This window comes from Bradyrhizobium sp. CCH5-F6, from assembly GCF_001556045.1.
Lineage (GTDB): Bacteria > Pseudomonadota > Alphaproteobacteria > Rhizobiales > Xanthobacteraceae > Bradyrhizobium.
On sequence record NZ_LSIC01000006.1, the window covers coordinates 1 to 26,310 of the forward strand.

General features: G+C 65.7%; 26 protein-coding genes and 1 pseudogene. 17 read left to right on the forward strand and 10 right to left on the reverse strand.

The features are described from left to right. Positions 1-93: 93 nt before the first annotated feature. Positions 94-284 (reverse strand): annotated as a pseudogene (locus AX729_RS00390) (hypothetical protein); the annotation flags it as partial. 12 nt (positions 285-296) lie between these two features. Further along, positions 297-1,721, reverse strand: a complete 1,425-nt coding sequence (locus tag AX729_RS00395; protein ID WP_061019924.1) for an FAD-binding oxidoreductase — start codon at positions 1,719-1,721, stop codon at positions 297-299. Positions 1,722-1,802: 81 nt separating this feature from the next. Here AX729_RS00395 and AX729_RS00400 point away from each other — a divergent pair, with 81 nt between their 5' ends. Next, on the forward strand, positions 1,803-2,309 hold the full coding sequence (locus AX729_RS00400) for a thioesterase family protein (protein WP_061019925.1): 507 nt from the start codon (positions 1,803-1,805) through the stop codon (positions 2,307-2,309). A 62-nt stretch (positions 2,310-2,371) separates the two neighbouring features. Here AX729_RS00400 and AX729_RS00405 read toward each other — a convergent pair whose 3' ends face one another. Beyond that, positions 2,372-2,545, reverse strand: coding sequence for a DUF1328 domain-containing protein (locus AX729_RS00405; RefSeq protein WP_061019926.1), 174 nt, complete (start codon positions 2,543-2,545; stop codon positions 2,372-2,374). A gap of 235 nt (positions 2,546-2,780) precedes the next feature. Between AX729_RS00405 and AX729_RS00410 the strand changes: the two genes are divergently transcribed. The 9 genes from AX729_RS00410 (at position 2,781) to AX729_RS00450 (ending at position 11,040) form a co-directional block, all read left to right on the forward strand. Beyond that, on the forward strand, positions 2,781-5,348 hold the full coding sequence (locus AX729_RS00410; protein WP_061019927.1) for an ATP-dependent helicase: 2,568 nt from the start codon (positions 2,781-2,783) through the stop codon (positions 5,346-5,348). A 7-nt stretch (positions 5,349-5,355) separates the two neighbouring features. Further along, complete coding sequence (locus AX729_RS00415; RefSeq protein ID WP_061019928.1) at positions 5,356-5,643, forward strand: type II toxin-antitoxin system HicB family antitoxin; 288 nt, start codon at positions 5,356-5,358, stop codon at positions 5,641-5,643. Positions 5,644-5,732: 89 nt separating this feature from the next. Next, entirely contained in the window at positions 5,733-6,149 is a 417-nt protein-coding gene (locus tag AX729_RS00420) for a hypothetical protein (RefSeq protein ID WP_061019929.1), read from the forward strand. Then, a complete protein-coding gene (locus AX729_RS00425) occupies positions 6,149-6,817 on the forward strand; it encodes an OmpA family protein (protein WP_061019930.1) in 669 nt (222 codons plus the stop codon). The genes AX729_RS00420 and AX729_RS00425 overlap by 1 nt, the downstream gene beginning before the upstream one ends. A 169-nt stretch (positions 6,818-6,986) precedes the next feature. Beyond that, positions 6,987-7,505, forward strand: a complete 519-nt coding sequence (locus AX729_RS00430; RefSeq protein ID WP_061019931.1) for an Mpo1 family 2-hydroxy fatty acid dioxygenase — start codon at positions 6,987-6,989, stop codon at positions 7,503-7,505. 28 nt (positions 7,506-7,533) lie between these two features. After that, positions 7,534-8,565: an NAD-dependent epimerase/dehydratase family protein gene (locus AX729_RS00435; RefSeq protein ID WP_061019932.1), complete on the forward strand. Its 1,032-nt coding sequence runs from the start codon at positions 7,534-7,536 to the stop codon at positions 8,563-8,565. A gap of 26 nt (positions 8,566-8,591) precedes the next feature. After that, on the forward strand, positions 8,592-9,218 hold the full coding sequence (locus AX729_RS00440; RefSeq protein ID WP_061019933.1) for a methyltransferase family protein: 627 nt from the start codon (positions 8,592-8,594) through the stop codon (positions 9,216-9,218). A gap of 165 nt (positions 9,219-9,383) precedes the next feature. Beyond that, positions 9,384-9,593 carry a hypothetical protein gene (locus AX729_RS00445; RefSeq protein ID WP_061019934.1) on the forward strand — a complete coding sequence of 70 codons (210 nt, stop codon included), beginning with the start codon at positions 9,384-9,386 and terminating at the stop codon, positions 9,591-9,593. Positions 9,594-9,735: 142 nt separating this feature from the next. Next, positions 9,736-11,040 carry a PQQ-dependent sugar dehydrogenase gene (locus tag AX729_RS00450; RefSeq protein ID WP_061019935.1) on the forward strand — a complete coding sequence of 435 codons (1,305 nt, stop codon included), beginning with the start codon at positions 9,736-9,738 and terminating at the stop codon, positions 11,038-11,040. Between the two features lie 3 nt (positions 11,041-11,043). Here the strand turns inward: AX729_RS00450 and AX729_RS00455 are convergent, their stop codons facing one another. The 3 genes from AX729_RS00455 to AX729_RS00465 all read right to left on the reverse strand — a co-directional run bounded on the left by AX729_RS00455 (position 11,044) and on the right by AX729_RS00465 (position 13,748). Beyond that, positions 11,044-11,868 carry an aspartate dehydrogenase gene (locus AX729_RS00455; RefSeq protein ID WP_061019946.1) on the reverse strand — a complete coding sequence of 275 codons (825 nt, stop codon included), beginning with the start codon at positions 11,866-11,868 and terminating at the stop codon, positions 11,044-11,046. Positions 11,869-11,985: 117 nt separating this feature from the next. Continuing rightward, positions 11,986-12,927 (reverse strand): LysM peptidoglycan-binding domain-containing protein, encoded by a 942-nt coding sequence (locus tag AX729_RS00460; protein ID WP_061019936.1) that lies wholly within the window; start codon positions 12,925-12,927, stop codon positions 11,986-11,988. A gap of 101 nt (positions 12,928-13,028) precedes the next feature. Beyond that, positions 13,029-13,748, reverse strand: coding sequence for a hypothetical protein (locus tag AX729_RS00465; RefSeq protein ID WP_061019937.1), 720 nt, complete (start codon positions 13,746-13,748; stop codon positions 13,029-13,031). A 288-nt stretch (positions 13,749-14,036) separates the two neighbouring features. On the opposite strand from AX729_RS00465, the gene AX729_RS00470 reads away from it, so the two are divergent. Continuing rightward, positions 14,037-14,960: an ABC transporter ATP-binding protein gene (locus AX729_RS00470; RefSeq protein ID WP_061019938.1), complete on the forward strand. Its 924-nt coding sequence runs from the start codon at positions 14,037-14,039 to the stop codon at positions 14,958-14,960. After that, positions 14,957-15,718 (forward strand): ABC transporter permease, encoded by a 762-nt coding sequence (locus tag AX729_RS00475; RefSeq protein WP_061019939.1) that lies wholly within the window; start codon positions 14,957-14,959, stop codon positions 15,716-15,718. The genes AX729_RS00470 and AX729_RS00475 overlap by 4 nt, the downstream gene beginning before the upstream one ends. 43 nt (positions 15,719-15,761) lie before the next feature. On the opposite strand, the gene AX729_RS00480 is transcribed toward AX729_RS00475, so the two are convergent. Further along, entirely contained in the window at positions 15,762-16,079 is a 318-nt protein-coding gene (locus AX729_RS00480; protein WP_061019947.1) for a hypothetical protein, read from the reverse strand. A 314-nt stretch (positions 16,080-16,393) separates the two neighbouring features. On the opposite strand from AX729_RS00480, the gene AX729_RS00485 reads away from it, so the two are divergent. Together AX729_RS00485 and AX729_RS00490 are read left to right on the forward strand one after the other, a co-directional pair. After that, positions 16,394-17,188, forward strand: coding sequence for a L,D-transpeptidase (locus AX729_RS00485; RefSeq protein WP_197433511.1), 795 nt, complete (start codon positions 16,394-16,396; stop codon positions 17,186-17,188). Positions 17,189-17,227: 39 nt separating this feature from the next. After that, on the forward strand, positions 17,228-18,223 hold the full coding sequence (locus AX729_RS00490; protein WP_061019940.1) for a glycerophosphodiester phosphodiesterase: 996 nt from the start codon (positions 17,228-17,230) through the stop codon (positions 18,221-18,223). Between the two features lie 15 nt (positions 18,224-18,238). Here the strand turns inward: AX729_RS00490 and AX729_RS00495 are convergent, their stop codons facing one another. Beyond that, on the reverse strand, positions 18,239-20,512 hold the full coding sequence (locus AX729_RS00495; RefSeq protein ID WP_061019941.1) for a fused MFS/spermidine synthase: 2,274 nt from the start codon (positions 20,510-20,512) through the stop codon (positions 18,239-18,241). Between the two features lie 227 nt (positions 20,513-20,739). Here AX729_RS00495 and AX729_RS00500 point away from each other — a divergent pair, with 227 nt between their 5' ends. Beyond that, complete coding sequence (locus AX729_RS00500) at positions 20,740-22,350, forward strand: phytoene desaturase family protein (RefSeq protein ID WP_061019942.1); 1,611 nt, start codon at positions 20,740-20,742, stop codon at positions 22,348-22,350. A 260-nt stretch (positions 22,351-22,610) separates the two neighbouring features. Here AX729_RS00500 and AX729_RS00505 read toward each other — a convergent pair whose 3' ends face one another. Next, positions 22,611-22,766, reverse strand: coding sequence for a Flp family type IVb pilin (locus AX729_RS00505; RefSeq protein WP_156456629.1), 156 nt, complete (start codon positions 22,764-22,766; stop codon positions 22,611-22,613). Between the two features lie 162 nt (positions 22,767-22,928). Here AX729_RS00505 and AX729_RS00510 point away from each other — a divergent pair, with 162 nt between their 5' ends. Beyond that, positions 22,929-23,816: a 50S ribosomal protein L11 methyltransferase gene (locus tag AX729_RS00510; protein ID WP_061019943.1), complete on the forward strand. Its 888-nt coding sequence runs from the start codon at positions 22,929-22,931 to the stop codon at positions 23,814-23,816. 135 nt (positions 23,817-23,951) lie between these two features. On the opposite strand, the gene AX729_RS00515 is transcribed toward AX729_RS00510, so the two are convergent. Continuing rightward, complete coding sequence (locus AX729_RS00515; protein ID WP_061019944.1) at positions 23,952-24,131, reverse strand: hypothetical protein; 180 nt, start codon at positions 24,129-24,131, stop codon at positions 23,952-23,954. Between the two features lie 176 nt (positions 24,132-24,307). Between AX729_RS00515 and AX729_RS00520 the strand changes: the two genes are divergently transcribed. Beyond that, positions 24,308-26,137: an aminopeptidase P family protein gene (locus tag AX729_RS00520; RefSeq protein ID WP_061019945.1), complete on the forward strand. Its 1,830-nt coding sequence runs from the start codon at positions 24,308-24,310 to the stop codon at positions 26,135-26,137. Positions 26,138-26,310 lie beyond the last annotated feature (173 nt).

Sequence of the window (26,310 nt, forward strand, 5' to 3'; positions counted from 1 at the left end):
GGCTATGGTGGCCCTGCACGCGGCGACTACCGTAGGTATTGAGCCAACCCGGCACGAGCTCGCACCGGCCCGCGCCCATCGCGCGGGCCGCATCTATTGCGACAGTGCCGGACAATCGCGCTGAATGGCTTCCCGCATCCAGCCGGCCTGGATCGCGCGGAACAGGATCTGCGCCGTCCTGAGATCGTCGGCCTTCATGCAGAGATCGACGATGCGGCCCACGGCGTCGTCGCGCACAGATCGGCGGACATCTTCATCGCGATTTCCATGGCGACCCGGGCGGCTGGCGCCGCGCGCTACGCCTCCGGCACGATCTTGCCCGGATTGAAGATGTTGAGCGGATCAAGCGCCTTCTTCAGCGCCCGCATCGCATCGAGCGCCTCGGGGCCGAGCTCGGCCTTGAGATATTTCTGCTTGCCCTGGCCGATGCCGTGCTCGCCGGTGCAGGTGCCGTCCATCGCCTGCGCGCGCTCGACCAGGCGATGCATGAACTCCTCGCCGCGAGCCATCTCGTCGGGATCGTTGGTATCGCAGACCAGCGAGCAGTGGAAATTGCCGTCGCCGACATGGCCGACGATCGGCGACAGCAGGTTAAGGCGCTTGAGATCCTCCTCGGTCTCGCTGACGCAATCGGCGAGCCGCGAGATCGGCACGCAGACGTCGGTCGCGACGACGCCGATGCTGTCACCGGGACGCAGCGCCTTCACCGACCAATAGGCATCGTGCCGCGCCTGCCAGAGCTTTGTGCGATCCTCGGGCTTGGTGGTCCAGGAGAAATCGCCGCCACCGCAATCTTTTGCGATCTCGCCGAACGCCTTGGACTGCTCGCCGACCTCGATCTCGCTGCCGTGGAATTCCATCAGGAGCAGCGGCGTCTCCGGGAGCGTCAATTTCGAATAGGCGTTGCAGGCCTTCACCTGCGCCGCATTGAGCAGCTCGATGCGCGCCACGGGAATACCGGTCTGAATCGCCAGGATGACGGCCTGGCAGGCGCCATGCACGGTCTCGAACGACACCGCGCCCGCCGCGATCGTCTCGGGGATGCCGCGCAGGCGGATGGTCAATTCCGAGATGATGCCGAGCGTGCCCTCGGCGCCGACGAACAGATGCGTGAGATCGTAGCCGGCCGACGACTTCTTGGCGCGCGTGCCGGTCGTGATGATCTCGCCATCGCCGCGCACGACCTTCAGCGCCAGCACGCTGTCGCGCATGGTGCCATAGCGCACGGCATTGGTACCGGAGGCGCGCGTCGAGGCCATGCCGCCGAGCGAAGCGTCCGCGCCGGGATCGATCGGGAAGAACAGGCCCTGGTCGCGCAGATGCTCGTTCAGCGCCTTGCGGGTGACGCCGGGCTGGATCACGCAGTCGAGGTCCTCGGCATGCACCGCCAGCACCTTGTTCATGTCGCGCAGGTCGATCGAGATGCCGCCCGCGGGCGCGTTGACCTGGCCCTCGAGCGAGGTGCCGGTGCCGAAGGGAATGACCGGCACGCGATTTTTCGCGCAGATCCGCACCACGTCCTGGATGTCGGCGGTCTCCTGCGCCATCACCACGCCATCCGGCGGCTGGTTGGGGATCCATGTGGTGGTATGGCCATGCTGCTCGCGCACGGCTTGCGAGGTGATGAGGCGGTTGCCGAAGCGCGCGGCAAGCTGCTCCAGCGCGCTCGCGAGGGCTTTCGGCTCCGGCCGCGGCGGATTATTGGTGATGGTCGTCCCCACGGATTCCTCCCGAAAGAAGAACCGTGGCAAAGGATATAAAACCGGTCAAGTCAAGCGACCGGACGCATAACAGGAAGAAACATGCCGGAGACCGCCGCCTCAGCGCCCAAAGCCGAGCCGTTCCGTGCCTCGATCATGCAGATCGAGCCGCAATGGATCGACTATAACGGCCATCTCAACATGGCCTATTACAACGTGATGTTCGACCGGGCGATCGACCAGATGTGGCTCGAGCTCGGGATCGGACCGACCTACATGAAGGAGCGCGGCGGCTCGACCTTCACCGCCGAATGCCATGTGCGGTATTTGCGCGAGATTCATCTCGGCGATCCCGTGCAGGTTTTTGTCTGGCTGCTCGAGGCCGACGACAAGCGGCTGCACACGTTCGAGGAGATGCGGCACGCAAGCGAAGGCTGGCTATCGGCGACGTCCGAGAACATGTCACTGCACATGGACATGACGTCGCGGCGCGTTGCGCCGTTTCCGGCCGATATTCGCGAGCGCATCGCTGCGGTGACCAAGGCCCACAGCGCCGTGCCGCGACCCGAGGGCATCGGCCGAAACGTGGCGATGCCCTCGCGGAAATAACAATTCGGATCCGCCTGCTCGTGGTTCACCTCTCCCCGTCGGGGAGAGGTGAACACGCTTCGCTATATCCTTGTGCGGCCGCGCGCCAAACCGACCACGGCCGAGACAAGGAACAGGACGATCGCGATGAAGAAGATGATCTTGGCGATCTCGATCGAAGCGCCGGCGATGCCGCCAAAACCCAGGATACCGGCGATCAGTGCGATAACCAGAAACGTCACAACCCAGCCAAACATGGTCAAACCCTCGTCTTGATGTGTCTTGCGTCCGGCGCGGCGAGCCGCGCCACCTGCCGAGACAATCTCGCGGCGGGAACGATTGTTCCGCCCCACTCAGGCGTGAAATTCGCAGCTTTCGCCGGAACAATGCGGCCTGCCGCGCACGTGGAAAACCCTGTCCCGGCGCCCCATATGGGACCAATCCCTGTTAGAAGGCTCCCTTCCGCCACCCCGCGGTGCCATCGTGGGGCCCATGATTCGCATGACCGAGCCGAGCAAGATCACGTCCCAGAATGTCCCCGACCACCAGCCCGCAGCCGGCGGCATCGCCGCGCGTGCGCGTGCCTCGGTGGGGCCGAAATACCTCTCTGGGCTCAATCCGGAGCAGCGGGAGGCCGTGGAGACGCTGGACGGCCCGGTTCTCGTGCTGGCCGGCGCCGGCACCGGCAAGACGCGCGTGCTGACCACTCGCATCGCCCATATCCTGAGCCAGGGCCGCGCCCGTCCCGCCGAGATCCTGTCGGTGACCTTCACCAACAAGGCCGCGCGCGAGATGAAGCACCGGCTCGGCCAGATGCTCGGCCACGCCGTGGAAGGCATGCCGTGGCTCGGCACCTTCCACTCCATCGGCGGCCGCATCCTGCGTTTCCATGCCGAGCTGGCGCAGCTCAAGTCGAACTTCACCGTGCTCGACGTCGACGACCAGGTGCGGCTCTTGAAGCAACTCCTGCAGGCCGAGAACATCGACGACAAGCGCTGGCCTGCCCGCATGCTGGCCGGCCTGATCGATGGCTGGAAGAACCGCGGACTGATGCCGTCGCAGGTGCCATCGGGCGAGGCTGCCGTCTTCGCCAACGGCAAGGGCGGCAAGCTCTATGCGAGCTACCAGGAGCGGCTGAAGATCCTGAACGCGGCCGATTTCGGCGATCTCTTGCTCGAGAACATCCGGATCTTCCGCGAGCACCCGGATATCCTGCGGCAGTACCAGCTGCGCTTCAAATACATCCTGGTGGACGAGTATCAGGACACTAACGTCGCACAATATCTGTGGCTGCGACTGCTCTCGCAGGCGCCGGCGGCTTCTTCCTTCACCTCTCCCCGCCTACGGGGAGAGGTCGCATCGCAAAGCGATGCGGGTGAGGGGGACTCTCCAAGCACCGAGCTCGTGGAGAGTCCCCCTCACCCCGCAAGCGAGGCGAGGGAGCAGACGCCCCACGTCAAAAACATCTGCTGCGTCGGTGACGACGACCAGTCGATCTACGGCTGGCGCGGCGCCGAGGTCGACAACATCCTGCGCTTCGAGCACGATTTCCCCGGGGCCAAGGTCATTCGCCTGGAGCGCAACTACCGCTCGACCGGCCACATCCTCGCGGCCGCCTCGCATTTGATCGCGCACAATGAAGGCCGGCTCGGCAAGACGCTGCGCACCGAGGACCAGGACGGCGAGAAGGTCACGGTGACCGGCTCCTGGGATTCGGAAGAGGAAGCGCGCGGCATCGGCGAGGAGATCGAGCAGCTGCAGCGCCAGGGCGAGAAGCTCAACGAGATCGCAATCCTGGTGCGCGCCTCCTACCAGATGCGCGAGTTCGAAGACCGCTTCGTCACACTCGGCCTGCCCTATCGCGTCATCGGCGGCCCGCGCTTCTACGAGCGCGCCGAGATCCGCGACGCGCTGGCTTACTTGCGCGTCATCAATTCGCCGGCCGACGACCTCGCCTTCGAGCGCATCGTCAATACGCCCAAGCGCGGCCTCGGCGATGCCACCGTGCAGATGCTGCACGACCACGCCCGCAAGCGCCGCATTCCCTTGTTCGAAGCCGCGCGCGCGGTGGTCGAGACCGACGAGCTGAAGCCAAAGGCGCGCGGCTCCTTGCGCGATCTCATCACCCAGTTCGATCGCTGGCGCGCCCAGCGCGAGGTCACTGCGCATACCGATCTCGCCCAGATCGTGCTCGACGAGAGCGGCTACACCGAGATGTGGCAGAAGGACCGTTCGGCGGACGCGGCCGGCCGGCTGGAGAACCTGAAAGAACTCGTGCGTTCGATGGAGGAATTCGAGAACCTGCAAGGGTTCCTGGAGCACATCTCTCTCGTGATGGACCGCGAGGGCGGCGCCGAGGAGGACGCGGTGTCGCTGATGACGCTGCATTCGGCCAAGGGCCTCGAATTCGACAACGTGTTCCTGCCGGGTTGGGAGGAAGGCCTGTTCCCGAGCCAGCGCACGCTGGACGAACAGGGCCGCGCTGGCCTCGAGGAGGAGCGCCGGCTCGGCCATGTCGGCCTGACCCGCGCGCGCCGCCGCGCAAAGATCTATTTCGCGACCAACCGGCGGATTCACGGCACCTGGTCGACCACGATCCCGTCGCGTTTCCTCGACGAATTGCCGGCGGCCAATGTCGAGATCACGGAATCCAAGGGCGGCTCGGCCTGGGGCGGCACCGGCGGCTACGGCGCCTCGCGCTTCGACGACATGGAAGCGTTCGGCTCCAGCTATTCGACGCCGGGCTGGCAGCGCGCGCAGGCCAACCGCAACCGCGGCGGCCAAGGCGGCCGCAATGGCGGGGCCGCCTCGTTTTCCTCCGCGTCGTCCTCACCCGATTTCGGCAGCTTCTCCTCGCGCCGCCGCGGCCCTCTGACGATCGAGGGCGAGCTGGTCGCCAAATCCACCGGCACGACCTCGGAGTTCTCGCTGGAAGACCGCGTGTTCCACCAGAAATTCGGCTATGGCCGCGTCACCAAGATCGACGGCAACAAGCTCACCATCGCCTTCGACAAGGCCGGCGAGAAGAAGGTCGTGGACAGTTTCGTGCAGCGGGCGTGAGGCCTGCATGGCTCATTACGTCGCCATCATCGAGGACGCCGGCCCGGACGATCCCGTCAGCCTCTGGTTTCCCGACCTGCCCGGCTGTATCTCCGGCGGCGACGACGTCGAGGAGGCCCTGGAGAATGCGCCCGAGGCGCTCGCGTTCTATGCGCAGGAGCTGAGCACGGACGGCCGCCAGCTTCCCCCGCCGCGGACCCTGGACGAGCTCAAGGCCGATCCGGAGTTTGCCGACGATCTGGGGAAACACACCGTGGCACTGATCGAATGGCCACCCCTCGACGCCGCCGAGTGAGGACTGTACGCCGCACTGGCCGGACTCTCGACGGTTCTCCCCCGAACGGCCCTTGACCATCGCGAACTTCCCCGTATCAGATGCACCTTATGGTCCGGGGCTCCGTCACACTGATCGTGCTTGCATTGGGGATGCCGTCGCTTGCGGCGGCGCAGACCGTGAGCTTTGGCGATTCGATCGGAAAGCTGGCGGCGAGTTGCGGCGCGGAAATCGTCGCCAATTGCCGCGGCGTGAATCCGGATTCGAGCCGGCTGAAGGAGTGCCTGTCGCGCAACCGCGACGTGCTGTCCCCGCAATGCGCGAGCGACTATTTCGGCGTGTTCGACGCCATCCAGAAGCGCGTCGCCGCGCGCGTCACGGTGGCGAACGCCTGCCAGCGCGAGATCGTGAAGGTCTGCGGCGGCTCGACCAAGGAGACCAGCAAGTCGGTCCCCTGCCTGGTCTCGACGCCCAAGGGCATCAGCAACAATTGCCTGAAGGCCGTTGACGACGCGGGGTATCGCTGATGCGCGCGCGCAGGCTCTTCATTGCCGGAACGATCGTTGCGCTGGGGCTCGCTTTGCGTACGGGCGCCGCCGGCGCGCAGACGGCAGCGCCGACCCGCGACGACATCATCGGCAAGCTGAACCATTTCCAGGAAGCCGCCGAGGTCGATCTGCCCGCGCTGAAGCAGCAGGTGATGGAGCGCGCCAAGACCAGGATCAAGAACGATCCGGGACCGGTGAACCGGCCGCTGATCGCGCCTGAGCTCGCCAAGCTGCCGGCCTTCAACGTGCAGATCCAGTTCGACGCCGACACGCCGATCATCCAGCCGGCCTCCTACCAGACCGTCGGCCGGATCGCGGATGCGCTGGTTCATTCCTCGCTGCTGCCCTACACCTTCCTGATCGTCGGCCACGTCGAATCCAATTCGAAGACGCGCGAAGCCAATGCGATCCTGAGCCAGCGGCGGGCCGATGCGATCCGCGACGTGCTGGTGAACACGTTCAAGATCTCGACCAAGCGGCTGCATCCGATCGGCCTCGGCGAGGAGCAGTTTCTCGACCGGGCCAAGCCGACCTCTGCCGTCAACGGCCAGTTGCAGATCCTGACCTACGCCAAGCTGCCGGAGGAGGCGCCGCGTCCGGCTGCGGCACCTGCGCCTGCGGCGAAAAAACCCGCCAAGAAACGCTGAGCGAAACCGCTCCGCGACTGACGGAACCCTTTGAAGTGCAGACGTTTTGCGGGCTGCCGCAAGCGCGCAGATGTGGTTTTGCGCGACGCAAGCACCGGTTTGTGCACCGTCCGGTCCAGTGCTATAGCCTCTGCTCGCCCTTCCCGACCCCGTGCTGCATGAGACCAAAATGGGTGGCTTTTTTCAGCGCCAACTTGCCGTTTATGTCGAGTACCACCGCGATCCCCGGAACACGGCGATGCATGTGGTCGGCATTTTGTTGCTGTTCACCGGCGCCGTGCTGCCGCTGACGCTGGTGAAGCTTCCGCTGTTCGGTTTCAACGTCAGCCTGGCGGTGATCCTGGCCTTGCCGGTATTGATCTATTGGCTGCTGCTCGACGTGGCGCTCGGGGTCGGCATTCTGGCCGTTTCCATCGTGCTGTTTTCGGTTGCGTCAACCATTGCGGCGCAAGTCAGCACTGCGACGATGTGGGCGATTTTCGCCACGCTGGTGGTGCTCGGCCTTGCCGCGCAGACCATCGGCCACAAGGTTTTTGAGGGCCGCGAAGCCTCGTTGTTCACGTTTCCCTCGCATCTTTTGCTTGGACCGATGTTCGTGATGGCGAAATTATTCATTGCATTGGGCTTCCGTCGCGACCTTGCCGCGATTCTGGCGCCTCTTCCGGCCAATTCTCTGTCGACCCGATAACTTCAAAAGCGAAACAGCAACCTTCTGCATGGCTCTCGTCCTGGTTACCGGTGGCAGTGGCTTCATCGGACATCACCTCGTAGATGCGCTCCGCGCCCGTGGGCAGCGGGTCCGTGTTCTCGATGTCCGTGCGCCGGCCGGGGCGAACGCGGACGTTGAGCACGTCCAGGGCTCGGTGCTGGACGGCGCCGCGGTCGATGCTGCGATGGCCGGTGTCGACCAAGTCTATCACCTCGCCGGCCTGCCCGGCATGTGGGTCGCCAACAAGCAGGACTTTCACGACGTCAATTGCCGCGGTACCGAGATCGTGCTCGCGGCCGCCATGAAGCGCGGCGTCTCGCGCTTCCTGCACTGCTCGACCGAGTCGATCCTGTTCCCGTACACGGAGCTCAACGGTGTTCCCGCCGAAGAGGCGCTGCAACCGGCCGACGCGATGCCCGGCGCCTATACGCGGTCGAAGTCGCTCGCCGAGCACCATGCCGCGAAGGCGGCCGCTGCAGGGTTCCCTCTCGTGATCGGCACACCGACCATGCCGATCGGCGCCGCCGACCACAATCTGACGCCGCCGACCGCGATGCTCTGGTACTTCCTCCAGAAGAAGGTGCAGCCGCATCTCAACTTCCTGGTCAACCTTGTCGATGTCCGCGACGTCGCGATGGGCCTCTTGCTGACCATGGAACGCGGCCGCCTCGGCCAGCGCTACATTCTCGGCGGCGATTGCCTGCCGCTCGGCAACATCCTGCGCATGATGTCGGCAATGAGCGGCCGCCGGCAATTTCCGGTCGTCGTGCCCGGCAAGATCGCCGAGCTCTCCGCCATCATGCTCGAATACATCGCCGATCACGTCACCCGCCGGCCGCCCAACGGCACAGCCGAAGGCGTACGCATCGCGCTCGCCGCGAGCGACCTCTCGATCGGCAAGGCGCGCACCGAGCTCGGCTATTCGCCGCGTCCGATCGAGCCGGTCTTGCGCGAAACCGTCACCCATCTGCTCGCCCGCAACGGTCAGCAGGCCCCCGGCGCCATCAAGCATCACGCGCTCTCCTCGCGCGCGAGCTGAGCCGCCGCCCAACGCAAAGAACCTTCATGTCCTTCGATTTCAGCAAACTTCTCTCTGTCGCCTGGGGTGGCTGGACCACGACCTGGCCGACACAACTCCTCGCCCTGATCTGGCTCGCCTGGCTCGCCAGTTGGGTCGGCGCCTCGTTCTGGCAGGGGCGCACGCAAAAGCAGGTGATGACGCTGGAGTCCGGCCGCTATCGCATTCCGATCCTGGTCGGCGGCATCCTGTTCACGCCGTGGACCGCGGAAGTGCTGAACGAGAAGCCGCTCTGGGTGTTCAGCAACCTGGCTGTCTACATCACGGCCCTGATCGTGCTCGCCGGAATCTCCTTCACCTGGTGGGGCCGGCTCCATCTCGGGAAATTCTGGTCCAACACCATCACCCACAAGGAAGACCACCGCGTCATCGACACCGGTCCTTACGGCATCGTGCGCCATCCGATCTACACCGGCCTGATCGCCGGCATGCTCGCCACCGGCATCGCGGTCGGCACCGTCACCGCGATCCTCGGCGCGATCCTGATCTCGCTCGGCATGTGGCAGAAGGGCCGGATGGAAGAGGTGTTCTTGTCCAAGGAACTCGGCGAGGACGCCTACGGCGCCTATTGCCGCCGCGTGCCGATGATCATCCCGTTCCTCTCGCCGCGGTAAGCTCCCAGGCGCGAGACCCGTAGCCCGCATGAGCAAAGCGACATGCGGGATCAGTCGCCCCGGATGTCGCTTCGCTCATCCGGGCCACGAAATCTGCGCCAAGGAACCGCCCCTACGCTCGTCCGTTACTCCTCGACACCTGCACCAGCCGCAGAGCATCGAGCCATGTCGGACGCCTACGATTATTTTCGCGCGCACGCGATTGCCGCCCTCCGAAAGGCGCGGGCATTGCCGCGTGGCCGGAGCAAGCAGAAGCAGCGCACGGTGGCGCGGGTCTATCATCTCCTGTCCCGGGAGGCCGCGCTGGCGCCGAACATCCATCACCTCGATGATTTTCGCGCGGCACGGCGGCTGGAGCGGCAGATCGGCTGCTGATCTCCGGCAAAGGCGCGCGAGCGTCATGCCTATGCAAATTCGATCGGCTGCCATTCCACGGGAATTGACCCCGGTGGTGCGCTGCACAGGTTGACGTGTGCCCCGTCAGCCAGTTGGATGCGCGCGCAAACAGGGGCTTCTCATGACGTTTTCCAGCATCTTCGCGCAGTTCGTCGCGTTCATCGGCGGCATCGCGCTGCAATGGCGCAAGATGACGGGCACCGAGCCCGCGCCCGCCTGGGGCCAGTCGCCGGCGATCCCCGAAGCGAAGCCGCAAGGCGCCATCCCGACCTTGAAGATGCCCACCGCTCGCGGCTGGCGCGACGGGCAGAAGCCGACGGTTGCGCCCGGCCTCAAGGTCAATGCGTTCGCAACCGGCCTCGACCATCCGCGCTGGATCGAGGTGCTGCCCAATGGTGACGTGCTGATCGCCGAGGCGACGCAGATTGCAGGTGCCCCGCGCAGCGTGTTCCACTACGCGATGCAGGCGACGATGCGGCGTGCCGCAGCGCTCGGCGTTTCCGCCAACCGCATTACGCTTTTGCGCGACAAGGACGGCGACGGCGTCGCCGAATATCGCGGCGCGTTCATGGAGAACCTCAGCCAGCCCTTCGGCATGGCGCTGGTCGGCGACACCTTCTATGTCGGCAACACCGACGGGGTGATGGCCTTTCCTTACGTCGCCAATGCCGACCGCATCACCGCCCCGGGCAAGCGGCTCACCACGTTCAAGCCGGGCGGACACTGGACGCGGAGCCTGCTGGCGAGCCCCGACGGCAGGAAGCTCTATGCCGGCGTCGGCTCGCTCAGCAACATCGCCGAGATGGGCATGGAGGTCGAGGAAGGCCGCGCCGCGGTCTACGAGCTCGACCTCGTCGCCGGCACGCATCGGATTTTCGGCGCGGGCCTGCGCAATCCGGTTGGATTGGCGTGGGAGCCGAACACGAACGTGCTCTGGACCGTCGTCAACGAACGCGACGGGCTCGGCGACGAGACGCCGCCGGATTATCTCACCTCGGTGCGTGACGGCGGCTTCTACGGCTGGCCCTATTGCTACTGGGGCAAGACGGTGGACGACCGCGTGCCGCAGGATCCGGCGATGGTCGCCAAGGCGCTTCAGCCGGACTATGCGCTCGGCGGCCACACCGCCTCGCTCGGCCTGTGCTGGATGCCCGCAGGTACCCTGCCCGGCTTCGGAGACGGCATGGTGATCGGCCAGCACGGCTCGTGGAACCGCAGCACGCTCTCGGGCTACAAGCTCGTGTTCATTCCGTTCGAGAACGGCAAGCCGTCCGGCCCTGGTCGCGACATCCTGTCGGGCTTCCTGTCCCCGGACGAGAAGGAATCCTACGGCCGTCCGGTCGGCGTCGTGATCGGCCCCGACAAGACGTCGCTGCTGATGGCCGACGACGTCGGCAACGTGATCTGGCGCGTCACGGGCGCGTGAGGATCACGTCCCCACGCACAACGTGGCGCGCTGCTTGCGCAGCAGCGCGATCACCGACAGCGCCGTGATCAGCCCGGTCTTGGGATTCTCGGACGGGACGTTCTCGATCGACATCGAGAACCGCGCCGAATCCGCCTCGACCTCGATACGGTGAACGTTGCGCGTCACGGTCGGGTCGGCCCAGATCTGCACCTCGGTCCGGTCAGGGCCGACGCCCGCGAGCGACAGCGCGACCGCGACGTTGAGATTGGCCGGAAAGCCCTTCGCGGCCTCACGCGCCGTGCCTTCGAACAGCTTCAGCGGCTCGCGCAGGTGGTCGATGTCGATATCGTTCTGCACTATGAACGGCGCGCCCTTCAGCCCGTCGATCGGCTTGCGCGTCACCATCTTGACCGAATGGATGGTGCCGATCGCGGCGGCGTTGACGGCATCGAGCCCGATCAGCGCACCGGTCGGCACGAGGATACGGCCGCCATTGGCGCGTGCGAGATCGACGAGATCGAAATTGTCGAGCAGCCCGCCGACGCTGACGACGACCGCGGCCTTGCCGCGCTTCACTGCAGGCTCGACGATTGCCCTCAACTGGCTGCTCGGAGCGCATTCGACCACGATGTCGGCGGCATCGCCGAGCTGGTCCACCGGCAGGATTTGCGGCGCACGGCGCAGGCCGTCGAGGAAGGCCTGATGCTTTGCGGAATCCCGCACCGCGACGGCGGACAGCGCCAGACCTTCGATGCCCCGGTCGAGCGCAATTGCGATCTTGGTGCCGATCGAGCCCAGCCCCGCAATGGCAACCCGCAATTCGTTCGAAGTGTTCCGCTCAGTCATCGCACCCTGCCTTCCGGTTCGACTGACGTCATAGCGCATCATTTTCCGGATAGGCCAGCGCGAACTGGCTCGCCTTGCGCAGTCGGCGCGCCCGACGTGGGCAGAGGCGCTGTGCCCCTACCGCCGCCCGGTCGGGGCCGGCGGCATTGCCATGGCCGCCGCAGGCTCGGGCGGCGTCAGGCGGCGCGGGACGATGATGGTCTGGCCCGGTGTGAGCTGCGCGTTCTCGGGCAGCGAGTTGCTCTGTGCGAGCGTCCACACCGGCACGCGGTTGGCTGCGGCGATGCTCTCCATGGTGTCGCCGCGGCGCACCGGCACCCGCACGCCGGAGTCCCACAATTCGACCAGCGTATCCGCAGGCACGAGATAGCGCAGCGGCACGGCGTCGGCCTGGGTCTGCGGCGGAATGCGCGGCAGCTGCGTGACCATCTCGACGATCTGGCGGTGGATGTCGTCCGACTTCTCGATGTTGATGTGGCTGACGCGTGCGTTTTCCTTGAGGTCGTAGCTGGCATAATGGCCGCGAAACCCGGGCACGGCGACGACGTCGCCGCCGCCGAGCACGCTGTCGGACAGGAAGATGTTGATGAAGCGCTCGACGTTGAGCGGCACGTCGCCGGTCGCATGGGCGGGATCGATGGCGATGACGAGGCTGATCGGGACGTTCTCCTTGGCCGCCATCTCGGAGATGACGATCGAGCACAGGCCGCCCATGGAGTGGCCGATCAGTACGATCGGCGCCGGCGATTCCTTGTAGCTGGAGATGGCGCGATCTCCGATCCACCGGCAGATGGTGAATTCGTAGACGTTGGCCGAGAAGCCAGCCTTGGTTAGCTTCTCTTCGAGCCGATCCATGCCGGTCGAGAAGATCGGACCCATGGCGCCGCGGAACAGGTAGATTTTTGGCGGCGGCAATGGCTCGAACGGCGGAGGCGGCGGCGCCGCGGCGGAGGCGGCCGCGGTGGTCTTGGACTTGGCTGGTGTGGCAGCGGCCGTGCCGGTGCCGAGGGCCAGCAGCGCAACCGCTGCCAGCACGACAATTCGCCTTGGATCAAGCATCAATCCAGTAGTCCCACCACCGGAGGCGGTCGCCTCCCCTGCGGTACTTCATGACCGCGGATTTGGCGGATTTTGCGGCGCCGAAACGCTGCCGATTTGACTTAGTTCCGTGCCGGAGCGCTCGCCGCCGCCGAGCGTGCCTGTCGCGGCGTTCCGGGTTCGGCGACGGTCGCTGCCGGCGCACGGGAGCGCTTGATCGCAGCATCGATCTCCGCAATCACACGGCGCTGGATCGCCTCGTTCTTGTCGATGGAGACGTGGCCGACGCCGGTGCCGCGCACGTCGACATTGTCGAGCTTGCCGCGAAAACCCGCTGCGGCCCGCACCGGCTCGCCGGGACCATCGCCGATATAGATGTTGATGTAACGCTCCGCGCCGGTCGAGAGCTTGGTCTTGAACACGGAATCGAGGCCGATCGCGAGCTTCACGGGCACGCCGAGCTGATTGAGCTTGGCGATCATGTCCGGCAGCGCGGTCGCGCCGGAGGAATGGCCGACCAGGACGATGGTCTTGAGTCGGCCGGCCCTGTAGGCGGCCGCGGCTTCATCGGCGAGCGAGGACCAGGAGACGAAGTTGGCAACGGTCACCGGGATGCCCTGCGCCTGGAGCCGGGCGCCGATTGTGTCGAGCCCGAGCGAGAAGATGTTGAGCACGCCGCGGAGCAGGTAGACATGCGTGGTCGCCGCCGCGGCCTGGCTCGGAGCGGCCTTGGCTGTGGTCGGGCTGACGGCAACAGCTGACAGCAGGAGCAGGCCCACCGCCCACGCGCGGAGGACGGACAACTGGCTGGCGCCAGCGATGTGACGGCCGTTCGGTCTCATCGATTTTTTCCCTGGAGACGATACGCTTCGCGATTGGCCGGAATCGTAGCCACGCCCTGCTCGCGGACGCAACAAAGAGCCGCGTGAGCGACCATCTTAGCAGCAAGCCGTGACCATCGCGCAACACTTGCCCGGAACAAGCCACTGAAGCGCCTGTTTTGAGACCATTTTTCTCCAGGGAATTGCGGGCGGACAACAGCCTTCCTATTTCAGGGCTCCGCCGACCTGCCCTCCGGGATGGGTCCGCCCATCCCTTCCCCAGTTCGCCCCCTCAGCCTTGCGGCCATCATGTCCTCCATCATTTCCGTCGCCAATCTGTCGAAGACCTATGGGTCCGGCTTCAAGGCGCTCAAGAACGTCAATCTCGACATCAAGCCCGGCGAGATCTTCGCGCTGCTCGGCCCGAACGGTGCCGGCAAGACCACGCTGATTTCGATCATCTGCGGCATCGCCAATCCGAGCGAGGGCCGCGTCCTCGTCGGTGGCGAGGACATCCAGACCTCCTACCGCAAGGCGCGCTCGCTGATCGGCCTCGTGCCGCAGGAGCTGCACACCGACGCGTTCGAGAGCGTGTGGGCGACCGTGAGCTTCTCACGCGGCCTGTTCGGCAAGCCGAAGAACCCCGCGCATATCGAGAAGGTGCTGAAGGACCTCTCGCTGTGGGACAAGAAGGACAACAAGATCATCACCCTCTCCGGCGGCATGAAGCGCCGCGTGATGATCGCCAAAGCACTGTCGCACGAACCGCAGATCCTGTTCCTGGACGAGCCGACCGCGGGCGTCGACGTCGAGCTGCGCAAGGGCATGTGGGAGGTGGTGCGCGGCCTCCAGCAATCCGGCGTCACCATCATCCTCACCACGCACTACATCGAGGAAGCCGAGGAGATGGCCGACCGCATCGGCGTCATCAACAAGGGCGAGATCGTGCTGATCGAGGACAAGACGACCCTGATGCAGAAGCTCGGCAAGAAGCGGCTGACGCTGCATCTGCAGAACAAGATCACCTCGCTGCCGGACAGCCTGGCGCACTACGAGCTCGAGCTGTGCGACGACGGTGCGACGCTGGTCTACGACTACGACACCCAGGGCGAGCGCACCGGCATCACCAGCCTGCTCGGCGACCTCCGCACCGCCGGCATCCGCTTCAACGATCTCGACACGACGCAATCGTCGCTCGAGGACATCTTCGTCGATCTCGTGAGGACGTCATGAACCACCGCGCCATACGCGCCATCTATCTGTTCGAAATGGCGCGCACCTGGCGCACGCTGCTGCAAAGCATCGTCTCGCCTGTGGTCTCGACCTCGCTCTATTTCGTGGTGTTCGGCGCCGCGATCGGCTCGCGCATCAGCCAGGTCGAGGGCGTCAGCTACGGCACCTTCATCGTGCCGGGCCTGATCATGCTCTCGGTGCTGACGCAGAGCATCGCCAACGCCTCGTTCGGCATCTACTTCCCGAAATTCACCGGCACGATCTACGAGATCCTGTCGGCACCGATTTCCTATTTCGAGATCGTGCTCGGCTATGTCGGGGCGGCCGCGACCAAGTCGATCATTCTGGGCCTCATCATCCTGGCAACGGCGGGCCTGTTCGTGCCGCTGCATATCCAGCATCCGATCTGGATGCTGGCCTTCCTGGTGCTGACGGCGGTGACGTTCAGCCTGTTCGGCTTCATCATCGGCATCTGGGCCGACGGCTTCGAGAAGCTGCAGATGATCCCGATGCTGGTGGTGACGCCGCTCACCTTCCTCGGCGGCAGCTTCTATTCGATCGACATGCTGCCGCCCGCCTGGCGCACGGTGGCGCTGCTCAATCCGGTCGTCTACCTGATCTCCGGCTTCCGATGGAGCTTCTACGAGATCGCCGACGTCAGCATCGCCGTCAGCGTCGGCATGACGCTGGCATTCCTGGTGATCTGCCTGGTCGTGATCTGGTGGATTTTCCGCACCGGATACCGGCTGAAGAACTGATCGTCATTCCGGGGCACGCGTGGGCCCCTGGAATGACCCGCGATCACCTGTAGCAGTGAAAGCGGTGATATCCGTCATAATACCCGCGGCAGCGGTGACGGTAGTGACGGTGGGGAATGCCGAGCACACCCTCGACGGCGCCAACTGCGCCGCCGACACCGGCGCCGACGACCCCGCCAACTGCACCGCCGACCGGACCTGCGATCCGGTTGCCCTCGTAGGAGCCTTCCTGGGCACCGCGCACGATGCCCTGGGCGTGGCCGGCCTGCGGCAGCGTGAGCACGATGACGGCGGCTGCGAACAGCAGTCGGACGGGCGAACCGGCCGGCAATAGGCCAGCGGCGACGCGGGCTTTGTTCATCTTCGGTCCTATGAGGCTGTGAGAGTGATTGGTGGCGGGGGCCGCCTTGTCGTGGATGGCCATGATCAACGCGATGAGCGGCGGAAAGGTTGCGCCTTTGTGACGAATTGTCGGTGTTGTGAACGGGCGTCCGCTCGCGAAAATGTCAGCGTTGCCACGCGTGGCACGGCACAGAGCGGCCTTGCTTACGCCCGGCATCGCGTTAACGATGGGCCGGCAGCTCGCTGGAACGAAAGCCGGATTGCAGGCATAGTGCACGCCGGGGACGGAGAGCCGCGGCACCTCGCGTGAACAGGCCGGAGCCCAAGATTCAAATGCGTTTCCAGATGCGTTCGTTTTTCGTTGCTTTCACCTCATTGCTGCTCTTGAGCGCGGGCGCCGCGCAGGCCAAGGTCGAGATCACCGTCGACAAGGACAATCAGCAGATGACCGTCGCCGTCGACGGCGTCGCGCGCTATCGCTGGCCGGTGTCGACCGGCGTCCCCTCGCGCGAGACGCCGAACGGCGCCTTCCGCGCCTTCCGCATGGAAGAGGATCACTACTCCAAGGAATTCGACGACGCGCCGATGCCGCACGCGATCTTCTTCACCAAGGTCGGGCACGCCATCCACGGCACGGATTCGGTCGGCCGGCTCGGCTCGCCCGCCTCCCATGGCTGCGTGCGGCTGTCGCGCCAGAATGCCTCGACGCTCTATGCGCTGGTGCAGCAGCAGGGCGTGCTCAACACCACGGTGACGCTGACAGGCTCGGCGCAGGTGGCGCTGGCCCGCAATCCGCGCGGCCGCAACGCCAATGCGGTGGCCCGCGCCCCGCAGCCGGCTGAAGAACAGTCCAGCGCCGCCGGCGATCCCGTGAACCTGGCGCCGCCGGCGCAGCCTGCCCGCCGATACATGCCGCAGGACGACAACTACATCTATCCGGCCGACGGCAGCGACACCGGCGCGCGCTATCCGGCGCCGCGCTCGGCCACCCGCCCGCTCTATGACGCGCAGGTCTATCAACAGCAGCCGCGCCCCTACTACGATCAGGGCTACGGCCAGCAGGGCTATTACTATCAGCCGCAGCCCCGGCAGTATTATCAGCCGCGCGGCTATTACTATCAGAACTGACGCGGCCGCCATTCAACCGCCCTCGCCGGCCGAGGCACCATGAAGCCACGTGCCACGACCATTCTGATTGTGCTCTGCGTTCTGATGGCGGGACGGGCCATGGGATCGGATTTGGCCTTCGACCTCGAGGCGCATCGCGGCGGGCGGGCGCTGTTGCCGGAAAATACCCTGCCCGCCTTCGCCAGTGCGCTGTCGATGGGCGTGGACACGCTGGAGCTCGACGTCGGGGTCACCGCCGACGGCGAAGTCATCCTGTCGCATGAGCGCGGGCTCAATCCCGATATCGCCCGCGGCCCCGATGGCGCCTACATCACGCCGCCCGGCACGCCTTTCGTGAAACTGCGGCTCGACGAGGTCAGGACCTATGACGTCGGCCAGATCCGGCCGGACAGTGCCTACGCAAAGCAATTCCCCAACCAGCAGCCCGTGCCGGGGACACGCATTCCCACCTTGCGCGAGCTGTTCGCGCTGGTGCGCAAGTCCGGCAACACGCGCGTCCGCTTCAACATCGAGACGAAGATCAACCCGAACCATCCGGATGAAACGCTTGATCCGCAGGCCTTCGTCGCAAAGCTGATCGAGGTGACCGAGACCGAAGGATTCTCCGACCGCGTCATGATCCAGTCGTTCGACTGGCGGACATTGCAGCTGGTACAGCAGCAGGCCCCGAAAATTCCGACCGCGTATTTGACGCTCCAGCGCGGCTCGGCTCCGACCATTGCTCTCGACAAAGCGACGAACTGGACGGCGGGGTTCAGCCCGGCCGATCACGGCGGCTCCCTGCCACGGACGATCAAGGCTGCGGGCGGCGCGATCTGGTCGCCTCATTTCGGCGACGTCACCGCGGCGCTCGTCTCGGAGGCCCGTGGGCTTGGATTGCGCGTCGTGGTGTGGACGGTCAACAAGCCCGAGGACATGGCGCGCATGATCGAGCTCGGCGTCGACGGCATCATCTCGGACAGGCCTGACCTGCTGCGGCAGATCGCCGGCGAGAAGGGAATCGCGCTGCCGGCAGGCACGCCGGTCGCGCCATAGAATCCTCTCTTGGCCCTATTCCCCATCCCGGAAGCGCCGATACAGCGCGCCGAGGATGTTCGAATAGTCGTCGGTCCAGACCCGCACCCTGTCGTCGGCTTCGGTCTGCTCCCATTGCTTGGTTGACGCGAGCCTGCCGACGTCGGCCTCCTCGCGCGCGGAGATGACGACGGCGGTCGAGAAGATGTAGTCGGAATCGCGCCCCGAATCCTCGTTGAAGACCCAGCTCTTGAGATCGTTGGCATCCGCAATGCCGACCACGACGGTCTCGAGATCGAGGTGCCGGTTGGAGACGTGCATCACCACGGCGCCGTGCGGCGCGAGCTTGTCCTTGTAGATCTTCATCGCCTCTTCTGTCGCGAGATGGATCGGGATCGCATCTGACGAATAGGCATCGACGATGACGAGGTCATAGGCGCCGTCGGGCTCCTTGGCGAAGGTGAGGCGCGCATCGCCGATGACGGGCTTCATCTCCGGCATGCAGCTCGAGATGTAGCGGAAATTCCTGGGGTCGCGCGCCGCATCGACCATGGACTGGTCGATCTCGAAGAAAGTCCAGCTCTCGCCCGGCTCGGCGGCGCAGGCGAGCGTGCCGGACCCGACGCCGATCGCGGCGACCTTCAGCGGCGCTCCCTTGCGCTCGCGGATCGCGCTGATGGCCTGACCGATGCCGCCATCCTTGTGGTAGTAGGTGATCGGCTCAGGCCGCCCGGTGACCGGCGTGCCGTCATCGTTGCGGAAGCGCTCGGCGCCATGAATCGTGGTGCCGTGCATCAGCACGTGAAAATAGCCGCCCGGCGTCTCCACGATCTTGTGCACGCCGAAGAAGCTGCGCACCGTCGTGACGCGCCCCTCGTCCGCGGGATAGACGCGAATCAACGCCAGCCCGAGCGCCACGGTCGCGAAGATCTTCCAGCGATCGGCATTGAGGATCAGCGCGAGCAGCGCGGCGAGCACGCCGACGGCGCCGGCGACCCAGACGCGATGATTCTCGAACCAGGTCGAGAGATCGCCGGTCGTATAGGAGGGCGCGACGAGCGCCACCGCAAGCGCGGCGAGCGCCAGCCAGTACCATTTGACGACGCCGGCGAGACGCTCGTTCGCGGACGGACGGCACAGCGCGGCAAGCGCGATCAGGATCGGATATTCGGCGATCCATGTGAAGGTGAAGGGCGCAACGAGTCCTGCGAACAGGCCGCCGACCATGCCGCCGAATGACAGCGCGACATAGAACCCGGTGAGATATTTGGCCGCCGGCCGCGTCCGCGCCAATTCGCCGTGGCAGGCCATGGCAATGACGAAGAAGCACAGTTGATGCCCGCCGAGCGTGAGCAGCAGGTTCTGCTCGCCGCCGAACGCCAGCAGCACGACGACGCCCGCGATCGCGACCGGCTGGAGCATCAGCATCCATTTGTGCGGCAGCAGCGGCCGCGACTGGAACACGACGACCCAGGTGAGCAGGTACAGCGACAGCGGCAGCACCCACAGCAGCGGCGCCGCCGCGACGTCGGTGGAGATGTGCGCGGTGACGGCGATGAGCAGGCCCGAGGGCACCGCGGCGAGGAAGATCCAGCGCAGCCGGGTCATGAGCCCCGGCGCTGGCGCGTTCACTTCCTCGGTTCGCGCGTCCACGATCGCCAGCTTCGGCGAACGCAACAACAGCACCCCGCAGGCGCCGATGAGAAGGATCAAGAGGCCATAGCCTGCCGTCCAGAACCGGTTCTGCATGTGCAGCGTGAACATCGGCTCCAGCAGGAACGGATAGGACAGCAGCGCGAGGAAGCTGCCGATGTTGGAGGAGGCATAGAGAAAGTATGGATCGTGTGCGGCGGGATGGCCGGTGCGGACGAACCAGGCCTGCAGCAGCGGATTGTTGGCGGCCAGCGCGAAGAACGGCAGCCCGATCGAGACCGCGAACAGGCCGAGCAGCCAGAATGCATAGCCCGAAGCGGGAGGCTCGCCATAGGCGGCGGCTATTCCGAGCGGCAGCGTGACGAAGGCGGCGATCAGCAACACCAGATGCACCGCCACCGGCACGGTGCGGTTCCTCACCTGCATCAGCAGATGCGCATAGGCGTAGCCCGCGAGCAGCAGCGACTGGAAGAACACCATGGCCACCGACCACACCGCCGGCGAGCCGCCGAGCCGGGGCAGCACCATCTTCGTGAAAAGCGGCTGCACCGAGAACAGCAGCAGCGCGCTGACGAAGATCGCGGCGGTGTAGACCGTCAGCAGCAGCCGGTTGCGCGACGACGACTGCTGCATGGCGGGTTGCACGATCGAATCCATGGATGCTCCGGCAAGACTCCGGCGGGCGCCGGACGCGCGCAATGGAGCACAAGGCGCCTGATCGGGCAATAAAGGGGCGCGTGATGTTGCGGCGGGAATTGCCTGATATAGAGATGTCATTCCGGGGGCGCCTCGAAGAGGCGAACCCGGAACCTCGAGATTCTCGGGTGCGCAGTTGCGCACCATAGGTCGCGCGTCGCGCGCCCCGGAATGACACCAGGGAAGTCATGAACGAAACCGACGTCATCATCATCGGCGCTGGCCATAACGGCCTCACCTGCGCGGCCTATCTCGCGATGGCAGGCCTGCGGGTGCGCGTGGTCGAGCGACGCAAGGTGGTCGGCGGCGCCGCCGTCACGGAGGAGTTTCACCCCGGCTTCCGCAATTCGGTCGCGGCCTACACCGTGAGCCTGCTCAATCCGCAGGTGATCCGCGACCTCGAGCTCGCCGAGCAGGGCCTGCGCGTGGTCGAGCGGCGCGCGCAGAATTTTCTGCCGGCGCCCGACGGCAGCCATCTCCTCACCGGCGAGGGGCGGACGAAAGCGTCAGTCGCGCGGCTCAGCGCGCATGATGCGGAGGCGCTCGACGGCTTCGCGCGCGAGCTGGAAGACATCGCCGACGTGCTCAGGCAGTTCGTGCTGCGCGCGCCCCCGAACCTGCTGGACGGATTTGGCACGAACGCGATCCGCGAAGCCGTGAACGCGCTCCAGAGCGCCAACATCCTGCGCGGCCTCACGCTGGAACAGAGCCGCAGCCTGCTCGATCTCTTCACCCGTTCGGCCGGCGAAATGCTGGACGAGCGTTTCGAGCACGATCTGGTCAAGGCGCTGTTCGGCTTCGACGCCATCGTCGGCAACTATGCCAGCCCCTACGCCGCCGGCTCGGCCTATGTGATGCTGCATCATGCCTTCGGCGAGGTGAACGGCAAGAAAGGTGTCTGGGGCCATGCCATCGGCGGCATGGGCGCGATCACGCAGGCGATGGCGCGCGCGGCACGCGACCGCGGTGTTGTCATCGAAACGGATGCCGGCGTCCGTGAGATCATCGTCGAGCGCGACCGCGCCGTCGGGGTCGTGCTGGAAAACGGCTCGGCCATCCGCGCCAGATATGTCGCGGCCAACGTCAATCCGAAGCTGCTCTATACGCGGCTGGTCGCGTCCGATGCCCTGCCCCAGGACTTTCTTGCGCGCATCCGGCACTGGAAGAACGGCTCCGGGACCTTCCGCATGAACGTGGCGCTGGACCGCTTGCCCTCCTTCACGGCGCTGCCGGGCGAGGGGGACCATCTCAGCTCCGGCATCATCCTCGCGCCGAGCCTCGACTACATGGACCGCGCGTATCTCGATGCCCGCGCGCGGGGCTGGAGCCGCGAGCCCGTCGTCGAGATGCTGATTCCCTCGACGCTCGACGACACGCTGGCGCCCACCGGCAAGCATGTCGCGAGCCTGTTCTGCCAGCATGTCGCGCCGGAACTTCCAGATGGAAGGTCGTGGGACGACCATCGCGAAGAGGTCGCAGATCTCATGATCGCGACGGTGGATAAGTACGCGCCCGGCTTTGCGGCGAGCGTGCTCGGCCGTCAGATCCTGTCCCCGCTCGATCTCGAACGGCAGTTCGGCCTTCTGGGCGGAGACATCTTCCACGGCGCGCTGACGCTGAACCAGCTGTTCTCGGCGCGACCGATGCTGGGCCATGCCGATTACCGCGGGCCGTTGAAAGGCCTCTACCATTGCGGCTCGGGCGCCCATCCCGGCGGCGGCGTCACCGGCGCCCCCGGCCACAACGCGGCGCAGGCGATCCTGCGGGATCACCGGTCGCTGTTCAGAAGCCGTGGATAGGTCTGTGGAAAGGCTGTGGGTAGAGCTGTGCAAACGCGGTGGACGCCCGGCGCAGCCGGCGGTGGCTAAGCGGTATACATGCTCTGGAGAAGCTGGGGATGAGTGGTGGATAAGACTGGGGACAGCAGCGGGAAAACGGCCGGAAAGCCTGTGGAAAGCGAGCCCCGGAACGATCTCGCCCGCCAGGGCAATCCCCAGCGGGCGGTGATCAGGAGCAGCCTCTGAAGAAAAATAACCCCGCTGGGAAATGCAGGCGGAAATTACTTCAGGGAGGTGCTAATCGAAGTGAACTTCTCGTTCATGGTGGTGCCCAGGCTGTTCACCACGGTGATGATCGCCAGGGCGATACCCGCGGCAATCAGGCCATACTCGATCGCCGTCGCACCGGACTCATCCGACCAGAACTTCTGAATCATGCTTTTCAAGACCCGCCTCCGTTTCAATTCCAACGTGTGTTGGATTTCCTCAACATCCGAAAGTGTACGGGAGACTCGCTGCAAGCGGGTTAACCCGGGAACCGCAACTTGTGCGGAAATCGCCGCCAAAAGTTCCAAAAATTGAACGCAATGGAACCCTGAATGCAGCCCTCTCCCACCCATCGCGCCAGCTTTTCGATTGGCAGCGAGGCCGACGCCAGACGCGTCGTCGACGTGCTCACCGAGGTGTTTTTCGAGGGCGATGCCGCGGTCGCCGCCTTCGAACGGCCGGACGGAGAATGGGACGTCACGCTCCATTTCGCCGCGGCGCCGGATCAGGCATGGCTGCGCGAACTCGTTGCAATTTCAGCAGGAAATGAGATCGCCACGAGCCTCGCCTTCGATACCGTCGAGGCCAAGGACTGGGTCAAGGCCAGCCTGGAGGATCTCGTTCCAGTCCCGGCCGGGCGCTTCGTCGTGCACGGCAGTCATGACCGCGACCGTGTGGCGCCCAACAAGCTCGCCATCGAGATCGAGGCGGCGCTCGCGTTCGGCACCGGCCACCACGGCACGACGCGGGGCTGTTTACTCCTGCTTGACCATGTCCTGAAGAGTTCCCGACCGCGGAACGTGCTCGACCTCGGCTCCGGGACCGGCGTGCTGGCGATCGCCGCGGCGAAGGCGCTGCACCGCGCGGTGCTCGCCTCGGACATCGATCCACCCTCGGTGCGCGTGGCGGCCGAGAACGCCGCGCTGAATGAAGTCGGCAGCCTTGTGCGGGTGATCCGCGCGACCGGCTTTGCCGCGCCGGATTTTGCGCGCGCCGGTCCGTTCGACCTGGTGCTCGCGAACATCCTTGCCAATCCCTTGCGGCAATTGGCGAGCCCGATGGCGCGGCACCTGGCTCCTCGGGCCTACGTCATCCTCTCCGGCCTGCTGACACCCCAGGCCCCGGCCGTGATCGCCGCCTACCGCGCACGCGGGCTGGTGCCGCTGCGACATCTGCGGATCGAGGGGTGGAGCAGTCTGCTGCTGCGGAAGGTGGGGTGAACTGTCGAGACGCGTCCGCGACGACGGTGAGAGCTGGCACGCGGAGAGTCGCCCTCACCCGGATTGCATCTTCGATGCACTCCGACGCCCGCTGCAAGCGGCGACGGGCGAGGTGACGCTGCAATTTGCTTGAGGCTACTCTGCCGGCTTCTCGTCGCGGCTCATCGCGCGCTTGCCCCGCAAGGTGCGCCTCGCGCGGCGCTCTGCGAAACGGTCGATCATTTGGCTGATGAGGCCGCGCGGCTTCTTCGGTGTTGCCGCAGTCGGGGCGCGGCGCACCGGCGGCGAAATCTTCTCAAACGTGAACGCTGGCATCGTGTGTCCCCTCGCCGTTGAGATGAACCACCTGCTCGAATTTCCCTGTCATCCGGACGAAGCGCAACTGCCGCATCCTTTACTCCACTCAATTCGAATGGAACTTTTTCAAGCACAGTCCATGCCAAATGCGTCGAGATTGCGGACCGATCCCCATGATCCTAAAGTGATCCACCATGTTCGAAGCGCATTTCCAGACATTCGAGGAGCCCGAGGCCGGCGTCGCGTTGACGGCGCGCCTCGCTGCGCTCCGTGAAGAGCTCGCCCGCCGCAAGCTGACCGGCTTCGTGATTCCACGCTCCGATCAGCAGCAGAACGAATATGTGCCGCCGTCGGAAGAGCGGCTCGCCTGGCTGACCGGCTTCACCGGATCGGCGGGATTGGCGGTGGTGCTGCCCCAGGACGCCGCGATTTTCGTCGACGGCCGCTACACGCTTCAGGCCGCCAAGCAGGTCGATGCCAAGGCCTGGACCGTGGAATCGCTGATCGATCCGCCGCCGGAGAGCTGGGTATCGACGCATCTGAAAGCTGGTGACCGCCTCGGATTCGATCCATGGCTGCACACTTTTGCGGCAGCCGAGCGCCTGGCCGCCGCCTGCGCCAAGGCCGGCGCCGAGCTGGTCGCCGTCGACGGCAATCCGGTCGATGCGATCTGGCAGGACCGTCCGCAGCCGCCGCTCGCCCCCGTCGCCGTGCATGGCCTCGAGCATGCCGGCGTCACGGAAGCCGACAAGCTGACGCAGATCAGAGGCGAGATCGCCAAGCTCGGCGTCGATGCGCTGGTCGTGTCGGACAGCCATGCCGTGGCCTGGACGTTCAACATCCGGGGCGCCGACGTCGCGCACACGCCGCTGCCGCTGTCCTACGCGCTGGTGCCGAAGGAGGGACGGCCGACCATCTTCATCGACCACCGCAAGCTCTCCAATCTCACGCGCGATCATCTCGAACAGTCCGCCGACGTGCGCGAACCGGACGCCTTGGCGCCGACGCTGATGGCGCTGGCCAAGAGCGGCGGATCGATCGCGCTCGACAATGCCACCGCGGCCGACGCGCTGAGCCGGCTGATCGCGGGCGCCGGCGGCAAGCCGGTGCGCGGCAGCGATCCGGTAGCGCTGCTCAAGGCGGTCAAGAACGCCACCGAGATCAAGGGGACCAAGACGGCCCATGTGCGCGACGCCGTGGCGCTGGCGCGGTTTCTCGCGTGGATCGACCGCGAGGCGGCAAGCGGCAAGCTCACCGAGATCGACGCGGTCGAGGCGCTGGAGACCTTCCGCCGCGACACCGGCGCACTCAAGGACGTGTCGTTCCCGACCATCTCCGGCACCGGCCCGAACGGCGCCATCGTGCACTACCGCGTCACCCGCAAGAGCAACCGTCGGATCGCGCCCGGCGATCTCCTGCTGATCGATTCCGGCGCGCAATATGAAGACGGCACCACGGACGTCACGCGCACCATGGCGGTGGGCGAGCCGACGGACGAGATGCGCGACCGCTTCACCCGCGTGCTGCGCGGCCATATCGCGATCGCGCGCGCGGTCTTCCCCGACGGCGCGACGGGCGCACAGCTCGACACGCTGGCACGGCAATATCTCTGGGCCGTCGGCCTCGATTTCGAGCACGGCACCGGCCACGGCGTCGGCAGCTATCTCTCGGTCCACGAAGGGCCGGCGCGGATCTCGAAGCTCGGCACCACGCCGCTGAAGCGCGGCATGATCCTCTCCAACGAGCCCGGCTACTACAAGACCGACGGTTTCGGCATCCGCATCGAGAACCTCGAGCTGGTCGTCGCCGCCGAGATCCAGGGCGCCGAGAAGCCGATGAACGCGTTCGAGACGCTGACCCTGGCGCCGATCGACCGCCGGCTGATCGATGTCGCGATGCTGAGCCGCGACGAGCTCGACTGGCTCAATGCCTACCACGCACGCGTCCGGGCCGAGGTGCGGCCGGCATTGGACGAGGCGACGAAGAGCTGGCTCGATCAGGCGACCGCGGAGCTGAAGCCTTAACCCCTCATTCCGAGCCGCATGGCACTACGCGATCAGCGCAAGGCTCTCTCCTCACGATCGCTGTAATTCCCCGCGAAAGCGGGGAAACCAGTATTCCAGAGACAGAAGACGTATCCAGAGGCCGCGGCGTACTGGGCGGATTCAACCGTTCGTCGCAACACCCTGTTTATCGC